The organism is Photobacterium satsumensis, from assembly GCF_050336935.1.
Classification (GTDB): Bacteria; Pseudomonadota; Gammaproteobacteria; order Enterobacterales; family Vibrionaceae; genus Photobacterium; species Photobacterium satsumensis.
Map to the genome: position 1 here is coordinate 20551 of NZ_JAKJSK010000018.1, position 23901 is coordinate 44451.

21 protein-coding genes are annotated in these 23901 nt (G+C 50.7%); 6 read left to right on the plus strand and 15 right to left on the minus strand.

The window, feature by feature from the left end; translation table 11 throughout:
• Positions 1 to 85: 85 nt before the first annotated feature.
• Positions 86 to 229 carry a type B 50S ribosomal protein L36 gene (gene ykgO / locus L4D79_RS26580; RefSeq protein WP_428656188.1) on the minus strand — a complete coding sequence of 48 codons (144 nt, stop codon included), beginning with the start codon at positions 227 to 229 and terminating at the stop codon, positions 86 to 88.
• Between the two features lie 182 nt (positions 230 to 411).
• Between ykgO and tsaA the strand changes: the two genes are divergently transcribed.
• From tsaA to L4D79_RS26610, 6 genes are all read left to right on the plus strand, one after another.
• Positions 412 to 1116, plus strand: coding sequence for a tRNA (N6-threonylcarbamoyladenosine(37)-N6)-methyltransferase TrmO (gene tsaA, locus L4D79_RS26585; RefSeq protein ID WP_428656191.1), 705 nt, complete (start codon positions 412 to 414; stop codon positions 1114 to 1116).
• A gap of 160 nt (positions 1117 to 1276) precedes the next feature.
• Positions 1277 to 2992 (plus strand): proline--tRNA ligase, encoded by a 1716-nt coding sequence (locus tag L4D79_RS26590; protein ID WP_428656193.1) that lies wholly within the window; start codon positions 1277 to 1279, stop codon positions 2990 to 2992.
• A 149-nt stretch (positions 2993 to 3141) separates the two neighbouring features.
• Positions 3142 to 4275 (plus strand): patatin-like phospholipase family protein, encoded by a 1134-nt coding sequence (locus tag L4D79_RS26595; protein WP_428656196.1) that lies wholly within the window; start codon positions 3142 to 3144, stop codon positions 4273 to 4275.
• Positions 4276 to 4354: 79 nt separating this feature from the next.
• Positions 4355 to 5215, plus strand: a complete 861-nt coding sequence (locus L4D79_RS26600; RefSeq protein ID WP_428656198.1) for a GGDEF domain-containing protein — start codon at positions 4355 to 4357, stop codon at positions 5213 to 5215.
• Positions 5216 to 5339: 124 nt separating this feature from the next.
• Entirely contained in the window at positions 5340 to 5546 is a 207-nt protein-coding gene (locus L4D79_RS26605) for a YaeP family protein (protein ID WP_428656201.1), read from the plus strand.
• Positions 5546 to 5734: a DUF4250 domain-containing protein gene (locus L4D79_RS26610; RefSeq protein ID WP_428656204.1), complete on the plus strand. Its 189-nt coding sequence runs from the start codon at positions 5546 to 5548 to the stop codon at positions 5732 to 5734. The genes L4D79_RS26605 and L4D79_RS26610 overlap by 1 nt, the downstream gene beginning before the upstream one ends.
• 108 nt (positions 5735 to 5842) lie before the next feature.
• On the opposite strand, the gene L4D79_RS26615 is transcribed toward L4D79_RS26610, so the two are convergent.
• From L4D79_RS26615 to ispC, 14 genes are all read right to left on the minus strand, one after another.
• On the minus strand, positions 5843 to 7054 hold the full coding sequence (locus tag L4D79_RS26615; RefSeq protein ID WP_428656206.1) for an aromatic amino acid transporter: 1212 nt from the start codon (positions 7052 to 7054) through the stop codon (positions 5843 to 5845).
• 271 nt (positions 7055 to 7325) lie between these two features.
• Positions 7326 to 7637 (minus strand): c-type cytochrome, encoded by a 312-nt coding sequence (locus L4D79_RS26620; RefSeq protein ID WP_428656209.1) that lies wholly within the window; start codon positions 7635 to 7637, stop codon positions 7326 to 7328.
• A 138-nt stretch (positions 7638 to 7775) separates the two neighbouring features.
• Positions 7776 to 9098 (minus strand): tRNA lysidine(34) synthetase TilS, encoded by a 1323-nt coding sequence (gene tilS, locus L4D79_RS26625; RefSeq protein ID WP_428656211.1) that lies wholly within the window; start codon positions 9096 to 9098, stop codon positions 7776 to 7778.
• Between the two features lie 143 nt (positions 9099 to 9241).
• Positions 9242 to 10201: an acetyl-CoA carboxylase carboxyl transferase subunit alpha gene (gene accA / locus L4D79_RS26630; RefSeq protein ID WP_428656213.1), complete on the minus strand. Its 960-nt coding sequence runs from the start codon at positions 10199 to 10201 to the stop codon at positions 9242 to 9244.
• Between the two features lie 60 nt (positions 10202 to 10261).
• Positions 10262 to 13741 (minus strand): DNA polymerase III subunit alpha, encoded by a 3480-nt coding sequence (dnaE, locus tag L4D79_RS26635; RefSeq protein WP_428656215.1) that lies wholly within the window; start codon positions 13739 to 13741, stop codon positions 10262 to 10264.
• A gap of 202 nt (positions 13742 to 13943) precedes the next feature.
• Positions 13944 to 14549, minus strand: a complete 606-nt coding sequence (rnhB, locus tag L4D79_RS26640; RefSeq protein WP_428656218.1) for a ribonuclease HII — start codon at positions 14547 to 14549, stop codon at positions 13944 to 13946.
• Position 14550: 1 nt separating this feature from the next.
• Positions 14551 to 15690 carry a lipid-A-disaccharide synthase gene (lpxB, locus tag L4D79_RS26645; RefSeq protein ID WP_428656221.1) on the minus strand — a complete coding sequence of 380 codons (1140 nt, stop codon included), beginning with the start codon at positions 15688 to 15690 and terminating at the stop codon, positions 14551 to 14553.
• A 1-nt stretch (position 15691) separates the two neighbouring features.
• On the minus strand, positions 15692 to 16480 hold the full coding sequence (gene lpxA / locus L4D79_RS26650; RefSeq protein WP_428656223.1) for an acyl-ACP--UDP-N-acetylglucosamine O-acyltransferase: 789 nt from the start codon (positions 16478 to 16480) through the stop codon (positions 15692 to 15694).
• Positions 16480 to 16932 carry a 3-hydroxyacyl-ACP dehydratase FabZ gene (gene fabZ, locus L4D79_RS26655; protein ID WP_428656226.1) on the minus strand — a complete coding sequence of 151 codons (453 nt, stop codon included), beginning with the start codon at positions 16930 to 16932 and terminating at the stop codon, positions 16480 to 16482. Before fabZ ends, lpxA begins: the two co-directional genes overlap by 1 nt.
• Positions 16933 to 17028: 96 nt before the next feature.
• Positions 17029 to 18057 carry a UDP-3-O-(3-hydroxymyristoyl)glucosamine N-acyltransferase gene (lpxD, locus tag L4D79_RS26660; RefSeq protein ID WP_428656229.1) on the minus strand — a complete coding sequence of 343 codons (1029 nt, stop codon included), beginning with the start codon at positions 18055 to 18057 and terminating at the stop codon, positions 17029 to 17031.
• A gap of 281 nt (positions 18058 to 18338) precedes the next feature.
• Positions 18339 to 18848 carry an OmpH family outer membrane protein gene (locus L4D79_RS26665; RefSeq protein WP_428656231.1) on the minus strand — a complete coding sequence of 170 codons (510 nt, stop codon included), beginning with the start codon at positions 18846 to 18848 and terminating at the stop codon, positions 18339 to 18341.
• 19 nt (positions 18849 to 18867) lie between these two features.
• Positions 18868 to 21273, minus strand: coding sequence for an outer membrane protein assembly factor BamA (bamA, locus tag L4D79_RS26670; RefSeq protein WP_428656234.1), 2406 nt, complete (start codon positions 21271 to 21273; stop codon positions 18868 to 18870).
• Between the two features lie 35 nt (positions 21274 to 21308).
• The gene (gene rseP, locus L4D79_RS26675) at positions 21309 to 22661 is read right to left on the minus strand and encodes a sigma E protease regulator RseP (RefSeq protein WP_428656236.1); all 1353 of its coding nucleotides are present in this window, start codon (positions 22659 to 22661) and stop codon (positions 21309 to 21311) included.
• Positions 22658 to 23854, minus strand: a complete 1197-nt coding sequence (gene ispC / locus L4D79_RS26680; RefSeq protein WP_428656238.1) for a 1-deoxy-D-xylulose-5-phosphate reductoisomerase — start codon at positions 23852 to 23854, stop codon at positions 22658 to 22660. Before ispC ends, rseP begins: the two co-directional genes overlap by 4 nt.
• Between the last annotated feature and the right edge of the window lie 47 nt (positions 23855 to 23901).

Below are 23901 nucleotides of genomic sequence, written 5' to 3' on the forward strand. Positions count from 1 at the left end.
ATATGGCTATTCGCCCAACCTAGAAATTAATAAGCCCCTCCAGTGAGGGGCTTATTGCTTCTTCCTGTATATATCTAACCATCTGCTATTTTTTCTTTTTCACCCTACCCTGTACCGCTTTAAGACGCGGGTTCGACTTACAGATAACATAGACTCGACCACGACGCTTAATGACTTGGCAATCACGCTGACGATTCTTCGCACTTTTTAAAGAGCTCAGTACTTGCATTTTAATTCCTTACTTTTGACCAAACTGACCAAACCGACGGTTTAAGTTGGCCATTCGACCTTCGGTGCTGATCACACCCTTGCGGTTATGTTATAACATAACACCTGATAGCAATTCTCATCAAACTCTAATTGACTTTTTTATGGTATTTTCTGCATCAAATGAATCAGGACACTATCGACATGAGCTATCAAATTGAACCTATCGGCGTTGTCCGTTCCCCTTACAAAGAAAAGTTTGCCGTGCCCCGTCAGCCCGGGCTGGTACCCAGCGCCCGCTCCGAAATCATTCTGCAAGGCGAAGCCAATGCCTTGGAAGCGGTTCGCGGACTGGAGCAGTTCAGCCACCTGTGGTTACTCTTTTTATTTGATCAAAACCTGGAAGCTGGGTGGCGCCCAACCGTCAGGCCTCCCCGCTTGGGCGGCAACGAGCGCATCGGGGTGTTTGCCAGCCGGGCCACCTTCCGCCCTAACGGTATTGGTATGTCGGCTGTCGAGCTGATCGGCGTACGCCAGCAAGGCAGTGATGTCATTATCGAGCTCGGCGGGGTCGACCTGGTTGACGGTACGCCAATCGTCGATATCAAACCCTATATCCCATACTCCGATAGCCTCCCCGAAGCCCATGGCGGCTTTGCCGATGGTGAGCCTGCTACCCTGCCCGTGGTCTTTACCGAAAAGGCCGAGAGCCAATTCACAGGTAAGCAATTAGCCCGACAGCGCGCGGTCATTGAAGAAGTGTTGGCCCAAGACCCCCGCCCAGCCTACAAAAAAGGCAAAGCAGACGCCAAGGAGTATGCGGTTCACCTGTTCGACTACAATGTAAAATTTACCGTCAACACCGACGCAGTCACCGTTACGGCTCTGGATAAGTCGCGAGAAATATAGCCCTGGTTATTTAAATCCATGGAAATTCCTGTTCCGCGCAACCCAATCTCTTTGGCTAACGGCCAATGGGCTGGTAGTATATGCGGTTACCGCCCTTTTATCGGCGGCTGGGGCTAGCCCCAAACCCCCTTATTTTCATCTAAACAAACGGATACCATCAATGCGTACCAGTAACTATCTTCTTTCTACCCTGAAGGAGACTCCAAACGACGCAGAAGTTATTAGCCACCAGCTAATGCTTCGTGCAGGTATGATCCGTAAGCTGGCTTCAGGTCTTTACACCTGGCTGCCTACTGGTCTGCGTGTTTTACGTAAGGTCGAGAACATCGTTCGCGAAGAAATCAACAATGCAGGTGCAGTTGAAACCTTGATGCCCGTGGTTCAACCGTTTGAACTATGGGAAGAGACAGGTCGTTCTGAAAAGATGGGCGCTGAACTACTTCGCTTTACTGACCGTCACGCTCGTCCGTTTGTACTAAGTCCTACAGCAGAAGAAGTTATTACTAGCCTTGTGCGTAACGAAGTGAGTTCTTACAAACAGCTTCCGCTGAACCTGTACCAAATCCAGACTAAATTCCGTGACGAACGTCGCCCTCGTTTTGGCGTAATGCGCGCACGTGAATTCAGCATGATGGATGCATACAGCTTCGACATCGATAAAGAAGGCCTACAAAAGTCTTACGATGCAATGCACGATGCTTACTGTAAAGCATTTGACCGCATGGGCCTTGAGTACCGTCCAGTACTGGCTGACTCTGGCGCAATCGGCGGCAGTGGCTCTCAAGAGTTTCACGTACTGGCTGAAAGTGGCGAAGACTTAATCGTATTCTCTTCTGAGTCTGATTACGCAGCAAACATCGAAAAAGCAGAAGCCCTTGCTCCTGCGACTGAGCTTGCCGCGCCAACACAAGAGATGACACTGGTTGACACGCCAAACGCGAAAACTATCGCAGAGCTTGTTGAACAGCACGGCTTGGCTATCGAAAAAACTGTTAAGACTCTATTCGTGAAAGCCTCTGATGAAGTTGACGCCGACATCATCGCACTGATCATCCGTGGTGATCACGAGCTTAACGAAGTAAAAGCGGAAAACTTGAAAGAAGTTGCAGCTCCACTAGAGATGGCAACAGAAGAAGAAATTCGTGCGCTTATCGGTGCAGGTCCAGGTTCACTTGGCCCTGTTGGCCTAGAACTACCATTCATCGTTGACCGCAGTGTTGCTGTGATGAGCGACTTTGGCGCTGGCGCTAACGTTGACGACAAGCACTACTTTGGCATCAACTGGGGTCGTGACGTTGAACTAGGCCAAGTTGAAGATCTACGCAACGTAGTTGAAGGTGATCCAAGCCCATGTGGTCAAGGTACACTTCAACTTAAACGTGGTATCGAAGTCGGCCATATCTTCCAGTTGGGTACTAGCTACTCAGAGAAGATGAACTGTGGCGTGCTGGACTCTAACGGCAAAAACTCAATCCTTGAGATGGGTTGTTACGGTATTGGTGTATCACGAGTTGTGGCATCCGCTATCGAACAAAACTACGACGAGAACGGCATCATCTGGCCTACAGCGATTGCACCTTTCCAAGTGTCTATCGTACCGATGAACATGGCAAAATCGGTAGAAGTTAAAGAAGCAGCAGAGAAGCTGTACGCTGACCTAACTGCAGCCGGTATCGAAGTTCTGTTTGACGATCGTAAAGAGCGTCCGGGCGTCATGTTCGCAGACCACGAACTGATCGGTATCCCGCACACTATCGTGATCGGTAACCGCAGCCTAGAAAACGGCGAGATGGAATACAAAGACCGTCGTGCCGGCACCAAAGAAGGTGTTGCTGTAACAGATATCGTTGAGTTCATTAAGCAAAAACTCGCTTAATCTCAATTCGGTTACGAATAGAAAGCCTCCCTTGCGGAGGCTTTTTTTTGCCTGTTGCCCGACACTTACCCCTCATTGTTATCAGTCTATGTTCCACCATCAGTAAAAATAGGGATATAGTTATATAAGGGACAAGAGAAAGGAACGCTATGGGCAAGGATACGCCACGGATCAGCCTGATCCTCACCGGGGGCGGAGCAAGGGCTGCCTATCAGGTCGGGGTTCTCAAGGCCATTTCAGAATGGTACCCACGGGTTCATCACAGCCCATTCAGTATATACTGCGGCACTTCGGCAGGAGCGATCAATGCCACTTCGATTGCTTGCTATGCCTCTTGCTTCCGCTTGGGTGTCAAAAAACTCGAATGGATCTGGTCGCGCTTGCACAGCCGGCGTATTTTTGCCACCACCCCGCAGGGAATGAGCGGCTACCTCGCCAGTCAGTGGTTTGCCCGCTTGCAAGCTCACCACCACGAACGCCCCCCCTTTGGGCTGCTCAACAACCGCCCGCTGCGCCAGCTTCTCAATCAGGTCAACAACTACTCCCGGTTGGAAAAACAAATTACCGCCGGTAACCTTCATGGTATTTCCATCACGGCTTCCAGCTACAAAAGCGGCCACTCCGTCAGTTTCTTTCAGGGCCAACAAGGACTCAACGAATGGGACAGGGCCAAATCGAAAGGTCGCCGCTCGTTGATCACCACCGATCACCTTCTGGCCTCTTCCGCTATCCCTTTGGTTTTTCCCGCCACCCGCATTGGTCAGTCCTACTACGGGGATGGTTCTATCCACCAATTGGCACCGTTGCGACCGTCACTCAAAATGGGGGCCGATAAAATATTGATCATTGACCTTATCAACCAGAAGATTGATAGTCAGGATCATACCCGGGCCCCCGGACTGGCAGCATTGGGAGGTCACCTGATGGATACCATATTTAGCGATACACTCACCGCTGACCTAGAGAATCTTTCAAGGATCAATGCCTTAATTGATAGCCTGCCCGAGGCTAAAACAAAACAAAAACTACGGAAAATCGAGCACATTCATCTGTCGCCAAGCCACTCTTTTGAGCACCTTGCCCGCAAGTACTACGGCCACCTTCCCCCCATGACCCGTGGCTTAATGCAGCTGATTGGTATCAGCCCCAAGGACGATGCGGCTATCACCAGCTATATCCTATTCGAGCCCGCTTACATCCATGCCCTGATAAAGATGGGATATGAAGATACCCAAGAAAAAGAAGGTCATCTTCGCAGTTTCTTAATTAAATCAGATAATTAATAATATAAACTCCGTTTAGGTATTGAAATGGCTTAATAATTGCCTATAGTTACTTCCCTATTATTTTTTTGACATATGTATGGATCCACTCCACTGGAATGACAAGCAGGCAGATAGCCAATATGCAAAACCAAGGACCAAACCCCTTGGGGCTGATCAGCGCCTGCTATTATTGCAAAAACTCCAGGGGAAACTCGATATTAGCCTATTGTTTGACATATTCAGCCGAGAAGTTGAAAAACAAATAGATATCAGCAGGTTAATATGGAATTCGGACAATACCACAACCCTCGTACGCCAAGGTTCTGCCACCCAATACCGCCAGACCTTTATCCTGCGGTTCAATAAACAAGATTTGGGTAAGCTGCAATACCATACGCCTTACGCGCTCGATAAAGATGAAGTCAATCTGCTCCACACCTACCACCGCTTGTTTGCCGGGCCACTCGCATGCGCACTGGAGTACCGTAGAGTCAAAAATATGGCATTGCGTGACTACCTATCGGGTCTCGGTAACCGCAACAGCTTTGAGCAGGATATCAACCACGCAATTGCGATGAGCGAAAGACGTAATATCGGTTTGGTGTTGACCATGTTCGACCTCGATAATTTCAAGCAGGTCAATGATCGTTTTGGCCACCCTGACGGTGATAAAGTGATCAGGCATTTTTCTTTGCTGCTGAAAAAATCAGTCCGCGCCACTGACCGCTGCTACCGCATTGGTGGTGATGAGTTTGCCGTACTGCTCCAACCTGCGACGGATACATCGGCCCTGCACGTGATCCGCCGACTGGATGCCCTGATGGCTGACGATGCGATCTTACGCACGCTGAATATAGGCTGCTCTAGTGGATTTAGTTCCTACCAAAAAGGTGACACCAATATCACCCTCGTCGACCGCGCTGACCGTCATCTGTACAAACAAAAGCGTACCCGCTAAATCTCCCTGCCGTCCCCGGTGAGTCTTTGGTATAGTAATACCCTCTTACATAAGCCTGCTTTCGCCAGCCCTCTGCCATTAACACCAGCCGGTTGCCGAAATCACTGTTTATGAAGGACACACTATGAAAGTTTATGAGTGCTGCGAGCAAGTACGTATGATCTACGCACAGATTGGCGGTGGCGAGCTGGGTTATATCCCCAACGCTATTCACTGTGCCATCAAGGCGTTGAATGATATTGCAGCCAATGACACCTTACCTAAAGATGTCCGCGAGCGAGCAGCCTTTGCTGCTGCCAACCTGCTGATGAGCGACCACGAGGACGCGTAATGGATTTGAGTAACTTCGAGAACATGGATCCCATCATGCTGATGAGCATCGTCAATATGAAGATCCGCGATGAGTTCGGTGATCTGGATGCCTTAATCAAGTTCTACGATATCGATAAAGACAAATTGATTGCCAAGCTAGCCGGAGCGGGCTTTGACTACCTGCCAGATGCCAAGCAGTTTCGATAAAGCGATTGGCGATTACAAAGACTGATTAAAAACCATAAAAAACGGAAGCCGAGGCTTCCGTTTTTTTATTGCACGAATACATGACTCAGTGTTTACTTCACTGTTCACCTAGCCTTTAAAGACAGGCAGTAGATTCGCCATCGCCATTAAATGGAAGGTGGCTGTCAGCACCCCGAATGCAATCACCACATAAATCGTCGCATTTCCGCCTGGTACCACAAAGCCCTCTTGTTCCGGCATTCTTTGACGTAATGCTTTTGCCAACGTCGCCGGGATAATACAACTCCAAATCGTAGCAGCAGCACCGGCTAGACCAATCGCGGCAACAAAACCAAACGGCGCCACTAACGAGAAAACCAATGGCGGGATAAAGGTCACACCCCAGGTTTTTAGTCGTCCTTGCTTGGTATCGCCAAAGCCAAAAAAGTCTGCCAGATAATCGAACAAGCCTAATCCTACACCAATAAATGATGAGACAATTGCGGCAATGGAAAAGATATGTAGCGCTTGTTTAATACTGTTTGAATCAATACCTGATGTCAGTGCCGACAGCAGAGCATCCACGCCACCACCTGCGATCACAACAGGGCCGAACTCTTGGCGTGGTAAGTTACCAAATATACAAATCACCCAGCCCAAATAAAAGGTAAGAGCAATTAGCGTGCCGCAAAGAATCGCTTTTTTCGCACGCAGTTCATCCTGATAGTAATCACGCATTGTACTCACCGAATGGTGGTAGCCAAATGATACTAACGCGACCGGCAACAGGGCTAACGCATAGGCCGAATGAGAGCTTTCACCTTCTCCCTGTGCAAACAACACCGGCACACTGATATTCGAAGCCAATCCTGAAATACCCAGCACAAAGCTGATAATCATAAACAGGATCAGCACAATAGAGATACGATCCACTGCACGGGTAGAATGCAAGACAAAGGCCGAACAAATTGCGGCAAACAGGACAGAAGCCAGCTCACGCGTAATACCCAGCATTTCACTGAAAATCATGCCTGACGATGAGATATACGCATAAAGCAGAATGCCACCAACAAAATATAGCGACAAGTTATTAATAAAGTTAACCTTTTTGCTTAATACATCTTTGGCGACAGTATTAAATGAAGCTTTAAGCTCGTAATGCTTGAGTGCTTCTAACAGTAACCAACCTGAAAGTGTCATCATGATCATCGTGAAAGAAATGGCAACCACGGTCCATAACGTCCATGCACCCGCACCAGCGCTTGGCAACCCAAGCATGCCTGCTCCAACACAAACACTGGCGATAATACACGCCCCACCAAGTGTGGATGGTTTACTCATAATGACTCCTAGACAACGTTAATGTATCAGCGTGCTAGTACAATAATGTGTTCTAGCCTTTGACGCAACAGCAGAGGATTCATTTGGATAAAAGATGAACAACTAGATGGAAATATTAGTTTACGGAATGAATGAGAGATTTATCTCGATAAATATTTCAATCACGGTAACAAACTCACACCGATATAAAAATCGCCCAGCTCTTTTGGGAAAAGAGCTGGGCGACAAATATATATTCTCCGGCTTAGCGGAGTATCGCTACCGGTGAGTATTACTTCATTTGAGCAAAATAAGCGGCAACATTGGCGATATCGTTATCACTGAGCATGGAAGCCTGCGGCTGCATCACCATTGCCATTCCACCGGTACGCTCTTTATTTTTATACGCCTTCAGCGAGCGGACCAAATACTGTTCGTTCTGACCTTTTAGGTTAGGATAACCAGGAATAACGGCGACACCGTCTGCACCATGGCAGGCTGCACACACTGCGGCTTTGGATTTTCCGGCAACCGGATCACCTGCCGCCATCGCAGGACTCGCCATTACGGCAGCGAACATTACACAAGCTAAAACTTTCTTCATCAGGTCCTCATTATTATTTCTATTATCCATGGTATCCCCTGTGAACGGGATATAGTGCTGGCACGACAAGACACTCAGCTGATTAAATTGTGCCTTTTTTCAACAACAAATACTAAATTAAGTCATGATATTGTGCACTCATTCCTGCTCGTAGTGCCATGTCAGGTCACAATCCTTACCGGCAAATGCTTCAACAACAAACAATCCGGCCACCGCGGCCAGCTCTTCCCCATAGAAGAGCAGTGGCGTTCGCCGCCGCTGCCAACTCGGCACCCCGTATTCCTGAAACAACTTTTTCAGCTTGCGCTTACCCACCCGGCCAACCGGCTGGACTTCCAACCCTGCAGGCTCGAAGCGCACTGATACCGGCTCGTCATGCCGAGGCAAGCGTAATTGGCCGCCTTCCGATTCAGCCAACAGCAGTGAGCCCAATGACGGAGGTAACTGGCAGGTTTCGTTCAAGCCTACCGAGACGGTTGAGCTGGAAACATCCGGCCAAGGCTGGACAACATGCAACCGCTGCCTGAACCGACGCACTTCCGTATCCCCCCAGCACACCTTGGGATTGGCATCCGGTTTGGCCAATACCACTGAATGCCACACCTGCTCCAGCTGGGCCTGCGAGGGCATTTTTACGCCAACCTCTGCCAGCCAATAGCGCAGCAGCGCCTTGCCTCGCCTTTCACTACCTGGCTTGTCAGGGTACAAGCAGGCAATATCCAAACTTTGATCGGCTGAGATTGCCTGACTGAGTTGTTCAGCAAGCAGTTCCTGCAGCAAAGCCTCCTGCTCAGCACATAAAGTTGCGCTGCGGGCAACGGCTTTACGGATCCCCGGCCAACGGGTATTCAACAGCGGGGTGATCTGGTGGCGTAGGAAGTTGCGGTCATAGCGCTCGTCACTGTTGCTTTCATCCTCGATCCAGTCGAGCCTGTGCTCGCAGGCATACTGCTCAATCGCAGCACGGGGTTGATCAAGCAAAGGCCGGATATGCCAGCCAGAGGCAAACGCTATCCGCTTAGGCATCGCCGACAGTCCTGTCGACCCACTGCCCCTTTTCAAAGCCAGTAAGACCGTTTCCAGCTGATCATCAGCGTGCTGGGCCGTCAGTAGCACATCACCCGACTCGATATGGGTACGCAGGGCCGCATAACGGGCATCTCTTGCCTGCTGTTCCACACTCAAGCGCTTTCCTAGTGCCAGCGAGACCCGCTCGACCTCAATACCAATTCCCACCTCAGCGGCCCAATCAGCACAACGCTCGGCCCAGTGGTCAGCATGGGGGCTCAGGCCATGGTGGACATGTACCGCCTTGCAGCTTGCTTCAGGGTGGGCCTGAAGGTAACGCCCCATAAGATGAAGCAATACCCGCGAATCCAACCCACCACTGAGGGCAAGGACAAATTGGGACGACTTTTCGGCCGTGGCGGTAAGATAGGCTTCTAAACTGGCATAAAGCATTGAGCAACATCCGAAATAACACACTGGCAAAGTATACCTCCTCCACTGTGGTTGAGGGGAATACCGAGCTAAAAAAACGGGCCAGCCCAGAGGCTGACCCGTTAGATTCAATATATTGCCAATGTCATCGGCAACCGTTCTGATTAACAGTAACCGTAGCTCATCAGACGCTGGTAACGACGCTCAAGCAGAGCCTCGGTATCAAGTTGGTCGAGCTCTGCTAGAGTTGCCAGAATCTGCTTTTTCAATGACTCAGAGATTTGTGCTACATCGCGGTGCGCGCCGCCAAGCGGCTCTTCGATGATGTTATCGACAAGCTCAAGCTCTTTCAGGCGATCAGCCGTCATCCCCATCGCTTCGGCAGCCTGCGGCGCCTTGTCAGAATCGCGCCATAGGATAGATGCACAGCCTTCTGGGGAAATCACAGAATACGTCGAGTACTGAAGAATGTTTACACAATCCCCCACGCCGATTGCCAATGCACCACCAGAACCACCTTCACCGACAACGTTACAGATCACCGGCACCGTTAGGCCTGCCATCTCTTTCAGGTTGGTGGCAATCGCTTCCGACTGGCCACGCTCTTCTGCACCCACACCTGGGTAAGCACCCGCGGTATCGATGAAAGTAATAATCGGCATCTTGAAACGCTCGGCCATCTTCATCAGACGAAGGGCTTTGCGATAACCTTCCGGCTTTGGCATACCGAAATTGCGCAGCACCTTCTCTTTGGTCTCGCGGCCTTTCTGGTGGCCAATCACCATCACAGGGCGGCCGTCTAGGCGAGCAATACCGCCAACAAGGGCTTTGTCATCCGCAAACGCGCGGTCACCCGCCAATTCATCGAACTCGGTAAGCATGTGCTCAACATAGTCAAACGTGTATGGACGCTGTGGGTGGCGTGCCAGCTGAGCGACTTGCCATGCACCTAGATCGCCAAAGATTTTTTTGGTCAGTTCTAGGCTCTTCTTTTCAAGCTGCTCAATTTCTTTATCCAGATCAACCGATTCAGACTCATCACGGCGGGAGACATCGCGCAGTGCTTCAATTTTTGCTTCTAGTTCAGCAATCGGCTGTTCAAACTCAAGGAAGTTAAGGCTCATACCAATTCAGTCCTTTTGCTCATAATTGTCAGTATCTATTACTGATAACTATGGGCTATTTTAATTAAACTCAAGCTCAACCTGCTTATCACCCAGCAATATTTTAAGATCAGAAATTAATTGATCTGCCGGGGTAACACGCCACTCCGTTCCCAGAGTCAGTTTGGCGCGAGCATTCGAGCGCTGATAATACACATTGACAGGTACGGTACCTGCCCGGTGCGGTTCCAGCACTTTGCTGAAACGTTCAAAAAACTGTTCATCAATTTGCCTCTCTGTTAACGAGATGGCAAGGCCGCGTAGGTGTTTTTCTCTCGCATCTGCGATGTCTAGCACTTCCCGGGCCGACATTTTAAGGCCGCCATTGAAATCATCAAAGCTGACCTGTCCAGATACAACCAGAATTTTATCTTTTTCAATAAGATCTAAGTGGCGTTCCAAGGCTTCGGAAAACAACATCACTTCCATTCGGCCACTGCGGTCATCCAGGGTCAAGATACCTATCCGGCTCCCTCGCTTGGTGGTCATCACCCGGGCACCGATCACCAGCCCGGCGACACTCACCACTTTGTCACGTCCAGTCGGGTGGGCATCTTTCAAGCGCCAAGTCGTATAGTGTTTGAGCTCAGAGACATAGGCATTGATCGGGTGGCCCGTCAGGTATAAGCCCAGCGTCTCGCGCTCCCCTTCCAGCCACACTTTATCTGGCCATTCCGGGATATTGGCATACGCGTGTTCCACTTCTTCCGGTGCCGCGGTCAGTACCCCGAACATATCTGCCTGACCAAACGCTTCAGCCTGATGGTGCTGACTTGCGGCACGGATGGCATCATCGAGTGTCGCCATCATGGCCGCACGGTTCGGACCAAGACGATCCATCGCACCGGATTTGATCAGTTTTTCCAGCACCCGCTTGTTCACTTTTTTGGTGTCAATTCGGGCACAAAAATCAAACAGATCCTTGAAGTGGCCGTCTTTCTCGCGCGCGGCAATAATATTCTCAATCGGGCCTTCACCCACCCCTTTCACCGCACCGATACCATAGACAATGGCGCCCTTGTCATCGACATTGAAACGATACAGGCCCTTATTGACATCTGGTGGCAGCAACTTGATTTTCATTCGGTGGCATTCATCCACCAAACCAACAATCTTGTCGGTGTTATCCATATCAGCGGTCATTACCGCCGCCATGAATTCAGCGGGATAGTGGGCTTTCAGCCAAAGCGTCTGGTACGACACCAAGGCATAGGCCGCGGAGTGGGATTTGTTGAAACCATAGCCGGCGAATTTTTCTACCAAGTCGAAGATCTTCATCGCCAACTCGCCGTCAACGCCGTTCTTCACTGCCCCTTCTTCAAAAGTGGCACGCTGCTTGGCCATCTCTTCCGGCTTTTTCTTACCCATCGCACGACGCAGCATATCTGCGCCACCCAAGGTATAGCCAGACAAGACCTGGGCGATCTGCATCACCTGCTCCTGATAGAGGATGATGCCGTAAGTCGGCTCCAATATCTCTTTCAACGAGTCATGCTGCCAAGTCGCATCCGGGTAAGAGACTTCTTCTCGACCGTGCTTACGGTCGATGAAGTTATCTACCATGCCCGATTGCAGCGGGCCCGGGCGGAACAAGGCAACCAGTGCGATCATATCTTCGAAGCTGTCGGGTTGCAGACGTTTGATCAAGTCTTTCATCCCGCGAGATTCCAGCTGGAATACCGCGGTAGACTCGGAACGCTGCAACATCGCGAACGACTTGGCATCATCCATAGGAATAGCGGCAATATTGACCGGCTCTAGCCCTTGCTCCTCACGGCGCGGGTTGATCATCCCCAGCGCCCAGTCGATGATCGTCAGGGTACGCAGACCCAAGAAGTCGAACTTGACCAGACCAGCGGTTTCAACGTCATTCTTGTCGAACTGGGTAACCGGGTTGGCACCTTCCGCATCGCAATACAGCGGGGCAAAGTCAGTGATCGTGGTGGGAGAGATTACAACACCACCGGCGTGTTTACCGGCATTTCGAGTCACCCCCTCAAGGATGCGACACATGTCGATCAGATCTTTGACTTCCTCATCCGCCTCATAGACCTGCGGCAGTTGAGGCTCAGCCTCAAATGCCTTGGCCAAGGTCATCCCCGGTTCGGCAGGCACCAGTTTAGAGATACGGTCCACAAAACCGTAAGGGTGGCCCAGTACGCGACCAACGTCGCGGATAACCGCTTTCGCCGCCATGGTACCAAAGGTGATGATCTGGGAAACCGCATCCCGGCCATACATTTCGGCCACGTGATCAATCACCTGGTCACGCTTATCCATACAGAAATCGATATCGAAATCGGGCATCGATACACGTTCAGGGTTAAGGAAACGTTCGAATAGGAGGTCAAACTCCAGCGGATCAAGATCGGTGATGTCAAGCGCATAGGCCACAAGGGAGCCTGCACCCGAACCTCGGCCAGGACCAACCGGTACCCCGTTATCCTTCGACCACTGGATAAACTCCATGACGATCAAGAAGTAGCCCGGAAACCCCATCTGGTTGATAACCTTCAGCTCAACATCCAAACGTTCGTCATATTCCGGACGGCGTCTGGCGCGCTCCTCTTCATCCGGGAACAAGAACGCTAAACGGCGTTCCAGCCCTTCCTCCGACTCCTTAACCAAGAAGTCTTCGATGGTCATCTCCCCGGTAGGGAAATTCGGTAGGAAGTATTCGCCTAAACGTACCGTGACATTACATCGCTTAGCAATTTCGACACTGTTTTCTAGCGCTTCCGGAATGTCGGAGAATAACTCACACATTTCGTCTTCGCTACGCAGGTATTGCTGGGCGCTGTATAGTTTAGGGCGATTCGGATCGACCATGGTGTAACCATCATGGATAGCGACCCGGATTTCATGGGCATCGAATTGGTCAGGGTTGATAAAACGCACATCATTGGTTGCCACTACGGGTAAACCGACGTTCTCGGCAAGTTCAACGGCAAAGTGCAAATAGGCGTCTTCGTCAGCACGGCCGGTGCGGACGAGCTCAAGGTAATAGGCATCAGGGAAATGCTGCTGGTAGAAATCCACGCACTTGGTGACCAATTGCTGGTTACCTTTAAGCAACGCTTTACCCACATCACCCGTTTTACCACCCGACAGCAAGATCAGGCCTTTCTTGTGCTCAACCAGCCACTCTTTATCCATCACCGGCAGATGCTGGACATGGCCGCGCTGGTAAGCCTTGGAGATCAGCATAGTCAGGTTCTGGTAACCGTCATTGTCGGCAGCCAGTACCGTCAAGTCACACAGTTCCTCGCCCATATCATCGGACATTACCTTGAAATCAGCACCGATGATCGGCTTCATGCCGGCACCTTGGGCCGCAAAGTAGAATTTCACCAAACCACACAGGTTGGTAAAGTCCGTCAGTGCCATCGCGGGCATGCCCATCCCAGCCACGGTTTTCACCAGCGGCGGTACTTTGGACAGACCATCAACCATAGAGAAGTCACTGTGGACACGAAGATGAATAAAACGAGGTTCAGCCATGACTAACCAGAATAGAGTTGTTCAAAAAACAAGACGGTGATTATAGCCCAAAGCACCATGGCTGTTGACTCTAATCACCACCTTTTAATAATGCGGGTTTTAAAGGGGTGCAAAAACCCGCGATTTGGCAAGATTATATACCCAGTAACCCCAAGCAGCCAAAAAGGCGGGGTGGATTGAGGTTATTTGAAGAGTAACAGGCTCAGTCGAGCCCGAGGATACGCTTGACCGGCTTGAAGCTCTTACGGTGCTGCTCAATCGCCCCGTGTTCGGACAAAGCTTCAAAATGCACCTTGGTCGGGTAGCCCTTATGCTTGGCAAAGCCATACTGCGGGTACTCGGCATCGAGCGCTTCCATCTCACGGTCACGCGTGACTTTGGCCAGGATCGAGGCGGCACTGATCTCAGCCACCCGCAAATCGCCCTTCACCACCGCCTGCGCTGCCATCGGCAGTTCAGGAATGCGGTTACCATCCACCAGCACAAAGTCAGGCTGGACAGTAAGCCCTGCAACGGCTCGCTGCATCGCGACCATAGTTGCCTGTAAAATATTGAGCTGATCAATTTCTTCCGGCTCACAGCGGCCTAATGACCAAGCCAGCGCCTTCTCTTTGATTTCATCAAACAGCAGGTTACGCTTCTTCTCGGACAGTTTTTTCGAGTCCGTCAGTCCTTCAATCGGGTTGGCCGGATCCAAAATCACCGCAGCGGTAACCACTGCGCCCACCAACGGGCCGCGGCCGACTTCGTCAACACCGGCGATACAGGTTGCCAGTGGATATTCAAACGGTTCTAGTTCTTTGCTCATGTTATTTATCAATTAGTTGCAGGACTGCCGTTGCCGCCTTCTGATCAGCATTACACTTTATCAGCTGGTGCAGACGGGTAAATTCGGTCATCAGCTCGCTATTATCGGCACTCAGGAAGCGGTTTACTTCCGCGGCCAAATTCTCCGGGGTGCAGTCATCCTGCAGCAGCTCAGGCACCAGTTCACGATCGGCCAAAATATTGGCCAGCGACACATATTTGGTCTTAAGCATCTTGCTCGCCAGCCATGCCGTCAGTGGCTTAACCTTGTAGCCCACCACCATTGGCCTTTTGACCAACATGCACTCCAGCGCCACCGTACCGGACGCCAGCAACACTGCATCTGAGGCAATCATGACGTTGCGGGCGGTATCATCCACCAACACGAAATCGAGCTCAGGCGCGGTATCACGCCATGCCTGTTCAAACTGCTCCCGGCGCTTCTGGTTGACCAAGGCCACCATAAAACCAAGATCAGGATGCTGGGCTTTGAGTAGCCTGCACGTCTCGATAAACGGTGGAGCCAATAGCTCCATTTCGCCACCACGGCTGCCCGGCAGCACTGCCAACCAACGCTTGTCCTGCGCTACCCCCAATAACTCGCGGGCAGCAGACTGGTCGGTTTGCATTGGAATAGCATCGGCCATGGTATGGCCGATAAACTCACACGGCACATTGAATTTATCGTAAAAGGCTTTCTCGAACGGCAAGAACGCCAGCACCAGATTGGTGGCTGCTTCAATTTTGAAGATACGTTTTTGGCGCCACGCCCAGACTGACGGACTGACATAATGCACGGTTTTTATCCCGGCATCTTTGAGGTTCCGCTCTAGGCGGAGATTGAAATCCGGCGCATCAATGCCAACAAAGACATCCGGCGGGTTATCAGTGAAATACTTAACCAGCTCAGCCTTGACCTTGAACAGCCTTGGCAGACGACCGAGCACTTCGACAATGCCCATCACCGCCAGCTCTTCCATGTCGAACAGTGTCTCGCAACCTTCTGCCTGCATCCGCGGACCGGCAATACCGACAAATTCGGCATCCGGATACTGCTCACGCACCGCCTGCATAAAGCCGGCACCTAAAATATCGCCGGAGATTTCCCCGGCGACAATTCCTATTCGAAGTGGCTTCGTCATCTTAACGAATAATTCCGCGTTCGGTATTGTTCAGCGCATCAAGCAACAGGCCCACTGACGGCCATTCTTCGGCCATCTCAGCCAGAACCGGCTTCACTTCTTCCATGGTCTTGCCTGAGCGGTAAATTTCCTTGTAGGCACGACGCAGCGCATGCAGCTCTTTCTTCTCAAAGCCTTGGCGTTGCAAGCCAACCAAGTTCAGGCCGTAAGGTGTCGCATGGTTACCCTGCGCCAACACGTATGGCGGCACATCCTGAACCACAGCCGAGCATCCGCCAACATAACTATAAGCACCGACAGTACAGAAAGGGTGGATAGCAGACAGTGCCATCACACCGGCATGATCCGCAACCGTCACATGGCCACCAAGAATAGAGTTATTACCGATGTGGGTATGATCACCGACCACAACATCATGGGCAATATGGGCATTAACACACAGCAGGTTATCGTTACCTACGATGGTTACGCCTTTATCCTGAATGGTACCACGATGGATCTGAACGCTTTCGCGGATCACATTGCGGTCACCAATTTCAAGGCGAGTCGGCTCACCGTTATACTTCTTGTCTTGGCACTCTTCGCCGACAATCGCATACGGGAAGATACGGTTATCGTTACCGATCTTGGTCGGGCCCTTGATCACGACATGTGACATGATCTCGTTGCCATCACCAATTTCGACATCTTTGCCGATATAGGTAAATGGACCGACTGTAACATTGGCGCCAATCTTAACGCCTTCTTCAATCACCGCCGAAGGGTGAATTTGCGCAGTTTCGTGGATCATTAAAACTCTCGTCTTGCACATTTGAGCTCAGCTGAACAAACCACTTCGCCATCAACTTTCGCTACACCATTAAACATAGCAATACCGCGGCGCTCTTTCAGGAATTCAACCTCGATAATAAGCTGATCGCCCGGTACAACCGGCTTACGAAACTTACCGTTATCTACGCTGGCAAAGTAATACAACTCATTTTCCGCCGGCGCACCGAAGGTTTTGAATGCCAACAAGCCAGTAGCCTGTGCCATCGCCTCGAGGATCATCACCCCCGGGAATACCGGCATTTTCGGAAAGTGACCCGTAAACTGAGGTTCGTTAACAGACACATTTTTAATGCCTGTTAGGGTTTTACCTTCTTCGTAATGCGTTACTCGGTCGATCATCAAAAACGGGTAACGATGCGGAAGAAGCTCTTGAATTTCCGTGATATTCAGCGTTTTATTTTCGCTAGTCAAAACTGAATTCCTGTTTAAATATATTAAAAATGCGGTTTGGTCGAAAAGCAAAGCGACCAGCCTTGCTGGCCGCTGAAGTTGTCACTGGCCCGGCGCTTATTCGCCTTTCTCTGCCAGTTGCTTTTCTACGGCTTTAAGACGCTTGTTCATCTCGTCAATTTTCATAGTACGAGCAGCGGTCTTACGCCATTCTTTGTTTGGTTGAAGCGGGATACCGGAAGAGTACATGCCCTTCTCTTCAATGCTGCGCATCACCATCCCCATACCGGTAATGGTCACGCCATCGGCAATATTAATATGGCCGTTAAGCACTGATGCGCCACCAATAATACAGTATTTTCCAATTTTGGTACTGCCGGCAACAATAGTACCACCCGCCATTGCCGTACCATATCCGATCTGCACATTGTGGGCGATTTGCATCTGGTTATCGATGATCACGTTATCTTCGATAATCGTATCGTCAAGCGCACCACGGTCAATGGTAGTACATGCACCGATTTCTACACGGTTGCCGATACGTACGCTACCCAGCTGCGGAATTTTCACCCACTCGCCTTTGTCGTTGGCATAGCCAAAGCCATCCGCACCAATGACGGTGCTCGACTGCACCAGACATTGGTCACCCAGTACCACATTGTGGTAAATCGTCACATTGGCCCATAATTTGGTTCCTGCGCCGATCTGGGCATTTTTACCAATGAAGCAACCAGCACCAACTTGGGCATTATCACCAATGCGAGCACCGGCTTCGATCACAGCGTTGTGACCGATAGCAACGTTCTCACCCAGCTCTGCAGTTGGATCAACATAGGCCGACGGCGCAATGTCTGATGCACAAGCAGGTGTGGTATCCAACAGTTGGGCTACGAGGGCATACCCCAAGTAAGGATCAGCCATTAGCAGGGCATTACCTTCGAACCCTTCGGCATCAGCCTCTTTGAGCATCACCGCCGCCGCTTGACATTCTGCCAGTTGCTTGCGGTATTTGCTGCTCGATAAGAAGGTGATCTGGCCTTCACCGGCCGTCGCCATTCCCGCAACAGAGTCGATAACTACAGTGCCATCACCACGAAGTTCAGCACCCAGCTTAGCTGCTATATCAGCAAGAGTCATTCCAGCCATTCGATACCTTATATTTTCTAATTCTTTGTCGGCATACCTGATAATAAACAGAACAGTTTCTGCTTGGTATTGCCTACCAACCGGTAATTCTATCTCGTCGCAACAACAGAACACCCCAAATCTCAGTGCCTATGTTGACGCAGAATATCATTCCACTTGGTAAGACCAGTACGCTATAGGGCTATCCGCCCAAAATAAAACAAGTCGAAAGCATGAAGTTTACCAAAGTATCCCCCATCCTTTCGACTTACACATAGATTTTTGAGACGTTAAAGCAAAGCTTACTTAACGGCAGAAATCACTTTAGAAGACAGATCATCTTTCGGGCTCGCGTAAAGCACCGCGTTGGCATCAACGACAATGTCGTAGCCTTCACGCTTGGCAACATCCTGAATAGCCTGACGGATCTTTTGAACCAGCTTCTGCTCTTCCTCAGCACCGCGGCGGCGTTGATCTTCCTGCAGGGCCTGAGCCTTCAGCTTGTAGTTTGATTCCAGAGTTTGCATTTCACGCTGCAGCTTGGTTTTCTCGCTTGAGCTCATCAGCTCGCCGTCACGCTTCATCTTTTCAACTTTGGTCTTCATACGACCTTCGATGCCACGTAGCTCATCAATGCGGTCCTTGAACTCATTACGCAGTTTCTCAGGCACATTGTAACGCTGGGCCAGTTGGGCCATCGCTTGACCGGTTGCTACATAACCCACTTTTTGTGCGGCTTCTGCGGCTTGGGCATAAAATGACGACGACAGAATAACAAGGCTTAGGCCAGCCGCTTTCATCCACTGTTTCAAAGGGTATCTCCTCAAATATTTAGAATGTTCGACCAATTGTAAAGGTGAAGAACTCTTCATCATCACCCTCGTATTTCTTGATTGGCTTAGCAACCGAGAATACGAGCGGTCCCATTGGCGACATCCATTGTAGGGCTGCACCATAAGATGCACGAATCAATGATGGATCGGAATAATCGTGGATGTACAAGCCATCCGAATCACGTAGATCATATTCCGTATCCCACACAGTACCGGCATCAACAAATACACTGGTACGAATTTGGTTGCGGACTTCCACGGACGCAAACGGCGTCGGGACGATCAGCTCCATACTGGCCAATGCCACGGCGTTACCACCGGCAGCATCATCCGAACCAATCATATCCGGGTTGTTACCACCGCCGCTGTAATCCAAGTAGACAGCCTTTGGACCAACAGTGTTCGAGCGGAAACCACGCAGCGTCGAGAAGCCACCCGCATAGTAGTTTTCATAGAACGGCAACAGCTGATCACTGCCATTGTCAGTGGTACCATAACCGTTACCGTAACCCACCCGGCCGCGAAGCAACAGGCTATAGTCGTGGTCTTCGGTCAGCGGGAAGTACTGGCGTACATCATACTGGGCCTTGAAGTACTGGGCGTCAGAGCCTGGGACCGTCATCCGGAACGAGGCGCGCTGGTGGTTACCGGCGGTTGGGAAGTAACCCCGGTTCAGGTTATTCCGGGTCCAGGATACCGACCAATTGAAGTCATCAAGGTCGATAACGTTATCGCCTTGATCAAAGCCATGGATCCGCTTGAACTTCTCGATCTGGTAGTATTCCTGGGTATTGGAGATCTTGTTGTGATCATAACCCAAGCCAAATTCGAAGAAGTTCAGTTCATCAAACGGGAAACCCCAGGTCAAGCTGGCACCGTAGCTCTGGTTGGTATAGTCTGAGATGTTGGCGTCTGATGCTTCGAACTCGTTATAGTAGACCTTACCACCAAGGCTGATCCCATCAAGGGTGAAGTACGGGTCACGGTATTCCAAACTCACGTTCTTCTGGTAATCGTTCATCATCGCATTGATGCCGAAGCGGTTACCGGTACCCAAGAAGTTATCCTGCTGGATACCCGCCTGGAAGCTAATACCTGACTCTGTACCGTAGCCGACACCAAAGTTGATGTTACCGGCGTTGGCTTCCTTGACGGCGTATTGCAGGTCGACCTGATCATCGGTACCCGGAACACGAACCGTTTGGACATCCACCGTTTCAAAGAAACCGGTACGGCTCAAACGTTCCTTACCACGCTCTACAGAGCGGGAATTCAGCCAGCTACCTTCCATCTGGCGCATTTCACGGCGCAAGACTTCATCTTTGGTTGAGGTGTTGCCCGAGAAGGCTATATTACGCACGTAGATACGTTTGCCCGGCTCGACATTGATAATCAAGGTTACTTGCTGGTTATCATCATCGAAATCAGGAATGGTATTGACCTGCGGGTAGGCATAACCGAGTTCACCCAGCTTACGCTTGAGCGCCTCTTCCAGAGCCGTGACTTCCGCACCACTGTAGACATCGCCGCTATTGATAGCGACCAAGGCTTCCAGCTCGGCACTCTTACCCAGCAAGTTGCCGCGCAGCTGCACGTTATCGACCTTATACTGCTCACCTTCATCGACTTTCAGGGTGATATATACCCCTTTCTTGTCAGGTGAAATCGCCACTTGGGTCGAATCGAGACGGTATTTAAGATAGCCGTTGTTGAGATACATTGAGCGAAGGGTTTCAAGATCCCCAGCCAGTACCTGCTTTTGGTATTTCTTGTCGGCAAAGAAGTTCCACCACGATACTTCCGACTGCAACTTGAATTTATCGCGCAGATCTTCATCACTAAAGACTTCGTTACCGATAAAGTTGATCTGCTGGATCTCAGCCGATACACCTTCGGTGAAAACGAACTTCAAATCTGCACGGTTTCTCGGCAGCGGGGTCACCACAGCTTGCACCGTAGCGTTGTATTTACCCACGCTGTAGTAGAAGTCTTCCAACCCTTTTTCAATTTTGCTCAGGGTGGTCCGATCGAGAGATTCACCGATCCGGACACGGGACGCATCCAGGTTCTCTGTCAGCTGCTCCTCCTTGATCGCCTTGTTACCGGAGAAAGTGATGCTCGCAATCGTCGGGCGTTCCTGCACCTGAACCAGCAAGGTATTACCATCTCGGAAGACTTGGATATCCTCAAAATTCCCCGACGCGAATAGCGCTTGGATCATTCCGGAAATATCACCGTCGTCAACATTGTCTCCAACCCTGACCGGCATTTGGAGTAATGCTGCACCCAGCGTGACACGCTGGAGGCCCTCAAAACGGATATCGTCTACTACAAATTGTTCCGCACTCTGCGCAATGCTACTGCTTAGCAGTAGCGATGCGACCAACAGTTTTTTCATCGCCATTACTGTTCTGATTATTCCTTGCTAAAACGCTCTTATTAAAGGCGGGTAAAATCATTGAATAGCGCAACAGCCATTAATGCAACCAAAATGGCTGAGCCCACTCTATAGCCTATATCCTGAACACGTTCAGAAACAGGACGACGTGTTACCGCTTCGATGGCAAAAAACATCAAATGCCCACCATCCAATACCGGAAGCGGCAACAGATTGACAATCCCCAAGTTGACACTGATCAACGCCAAAAAGCCTAGGAAATACACCATACCGTAATCGGCGGTCATCCCTGCCCCTTTGGCAATCGAAATCGGGCCACTCAAATTTTTCATCGCCACATCACCGGTTACCAGCTTGGTCACCATATCAAAGGTCAATGTCACGAGTTGCCACGTTTTCTCCGCAGCTTTGCCCACCGCCTCAACCGGACCATACTGCAAATTGATGCGATATGATTCAGGCCATGGGTCGACTTTGGGTGCAAACCCCGCGTAGCCGACAAGTTCATCACCCGCGGCTTTTGCCTCTGGGGTCAACGACAAAGCAACGGGTACGCCGTCACGTAACACCTCCATCGTCAGCATCTGCTGGGGATGGGAGCGCACCGCATCCACGACCTGCTGCCACTCGGTTACGCTTTCTCCGTTGATTGCAATAATTTCGTCATTTAAGCGCAATCCAGCGGAGATTGCTGCTCCGTCTTCCACAAGTTGTGAAATGACCAAAGTAATTTTAGGCGAGTATGGGGTGATCCCCAATGTCGTCAGTACCCGCTCACTTTCCGGGTCAAACGACCAGTCCGACAAGTCGAGTTGCTTCTCCACTTCGTAGCTGGTGCCTGGCTCGGTTACGGTCACTACCATTTCTTTGTCGCCAATATGGGAGATCATCGCCATATTAACGGATTCCCATTCTGCGGTTTTGATTCCTGAAATGGTCTTTAGTTCCATTCCACTTTCAATTCCGGCTTCGGCAGCAATCGATTGTGGGGCAATTTCACCGATAACCGGCTTCACCGCAGGGACACCGATCAGGTAAACAACCCAGTAAGCAAAAATGGCAAATACAAAGTTTGCCAGCGGGCCCGCCGCGACAATAGCGCTGCGCTGCCACAGCTTCTTGTTGTTGAAGGCCATATGGCGGCGTTCTGATTCAACCGGCTCGACACGCTCATCGAGCATCTTGACGTAACCACCCAGCGGGATCATCGCCAGGGTATATTCGGTACCGTCTTTACCCACTTTACGCCACAGCGCCTTGCCAAAGCCGATAGAGAATTTCTCGACAAAGACCCCGCAGCGACGTGCTACCCAGAAGTGTCCATATTCATGAACGGCAATGAGTATTCCAAGGGCAAGCAGAAATGCGCCTAGATTCCATAATATTCCTGTCATAACGCTACCTTACGTATTACTTCCTGTGCCAAGACTCGGGCCATTCTATCGAGCTCAATCACGCTTTCCAAGTCAGTTGGTTCAACCAGTGACGCAGACTCCATGACTTGACGATTGACCTTAGCGATATCGGTAAAACCCAGACGATTCCCCAAAAACGCAGCTACCGCTTCTTCATTGGCAGCATTGAGAGTCGTGGTGGCAGCCTGGCCACTGAAGCAAGCATCCATCGCCAGCTTCAGGCAAGGATAGCGGGCAAAGTCCGGCTTAAGGAAGGTAAATTCACCAACCTGACTGAAATCAAGTGGAGCAACACCCGCATCCACTCTTTCAGGATAGGACATCGCACAGGCAATGGGAGTCCTCATATCCGGTAAACCCATCTGGGCCAGGACAGAGCCATCTTTATACTGCACCATAGAATGGATCACGGACTGAGGATGGATAATGACATCCATCTGCTCACGCGAAGCATTGAACAGCCAGCGAGCCTCGATAAATTCCAGCCCTTTGTTCATCATGGTGGCCGAATCAACCGAGATTTTCGGCCCCATCGACCAGTTTGGGTGGGCAATTGCCATCGCTGGCGTCACCGCAGCCAGCTCGCTGATCTCGGTATAGCGGAACGGGCCGCCAGAACCAGTCAGGAGGATTTTACTTACCCCTGCGGCATCAAGGTCGCAATAACCCATTTCACGCTGCACCTGCTCTGGCAGGCTTTGGAAAATCGCATTATGTTCGCTATCGACTGGTAGCAGCTCGGCACCGTACTCACGGCAGGCGTCGATAAACATTTGACCTGACATCACCAGGGCTTCTTTATTGGCGAGCAAGATACGCTTGCCGGCCTTGACCCCAGCCATGGTTGGCAGCAGACCCGCGGCCCCAACAATCGCCGCCATCACGGTGTCAACCTCATCGAGCGAGGCAACCTGGCACATACCAGCCTCACCAGCCAGCACTTCGGTAGCTAACCCCTGCTGCTTGAGTAGCATGCTAAGTTCAGCAGCCGCATTTTCCGAGGCCATTGCCACGTACTTAGGCTGCCACTGTCGGCACAGCTCAAACATTTTCTGGCTATTGCTTCCCGCAGCCAATGCAACAACGTCAAACAACTCGGGATTCTGTGCAGCAACAGCCAATGTGCTGCTACCTATAGATCCCGTCGCACCAAGAATCGTTAACTTACGCATACTATCACTTAACAACAAACAATCATTGACAGGCCAATTGAGCATGG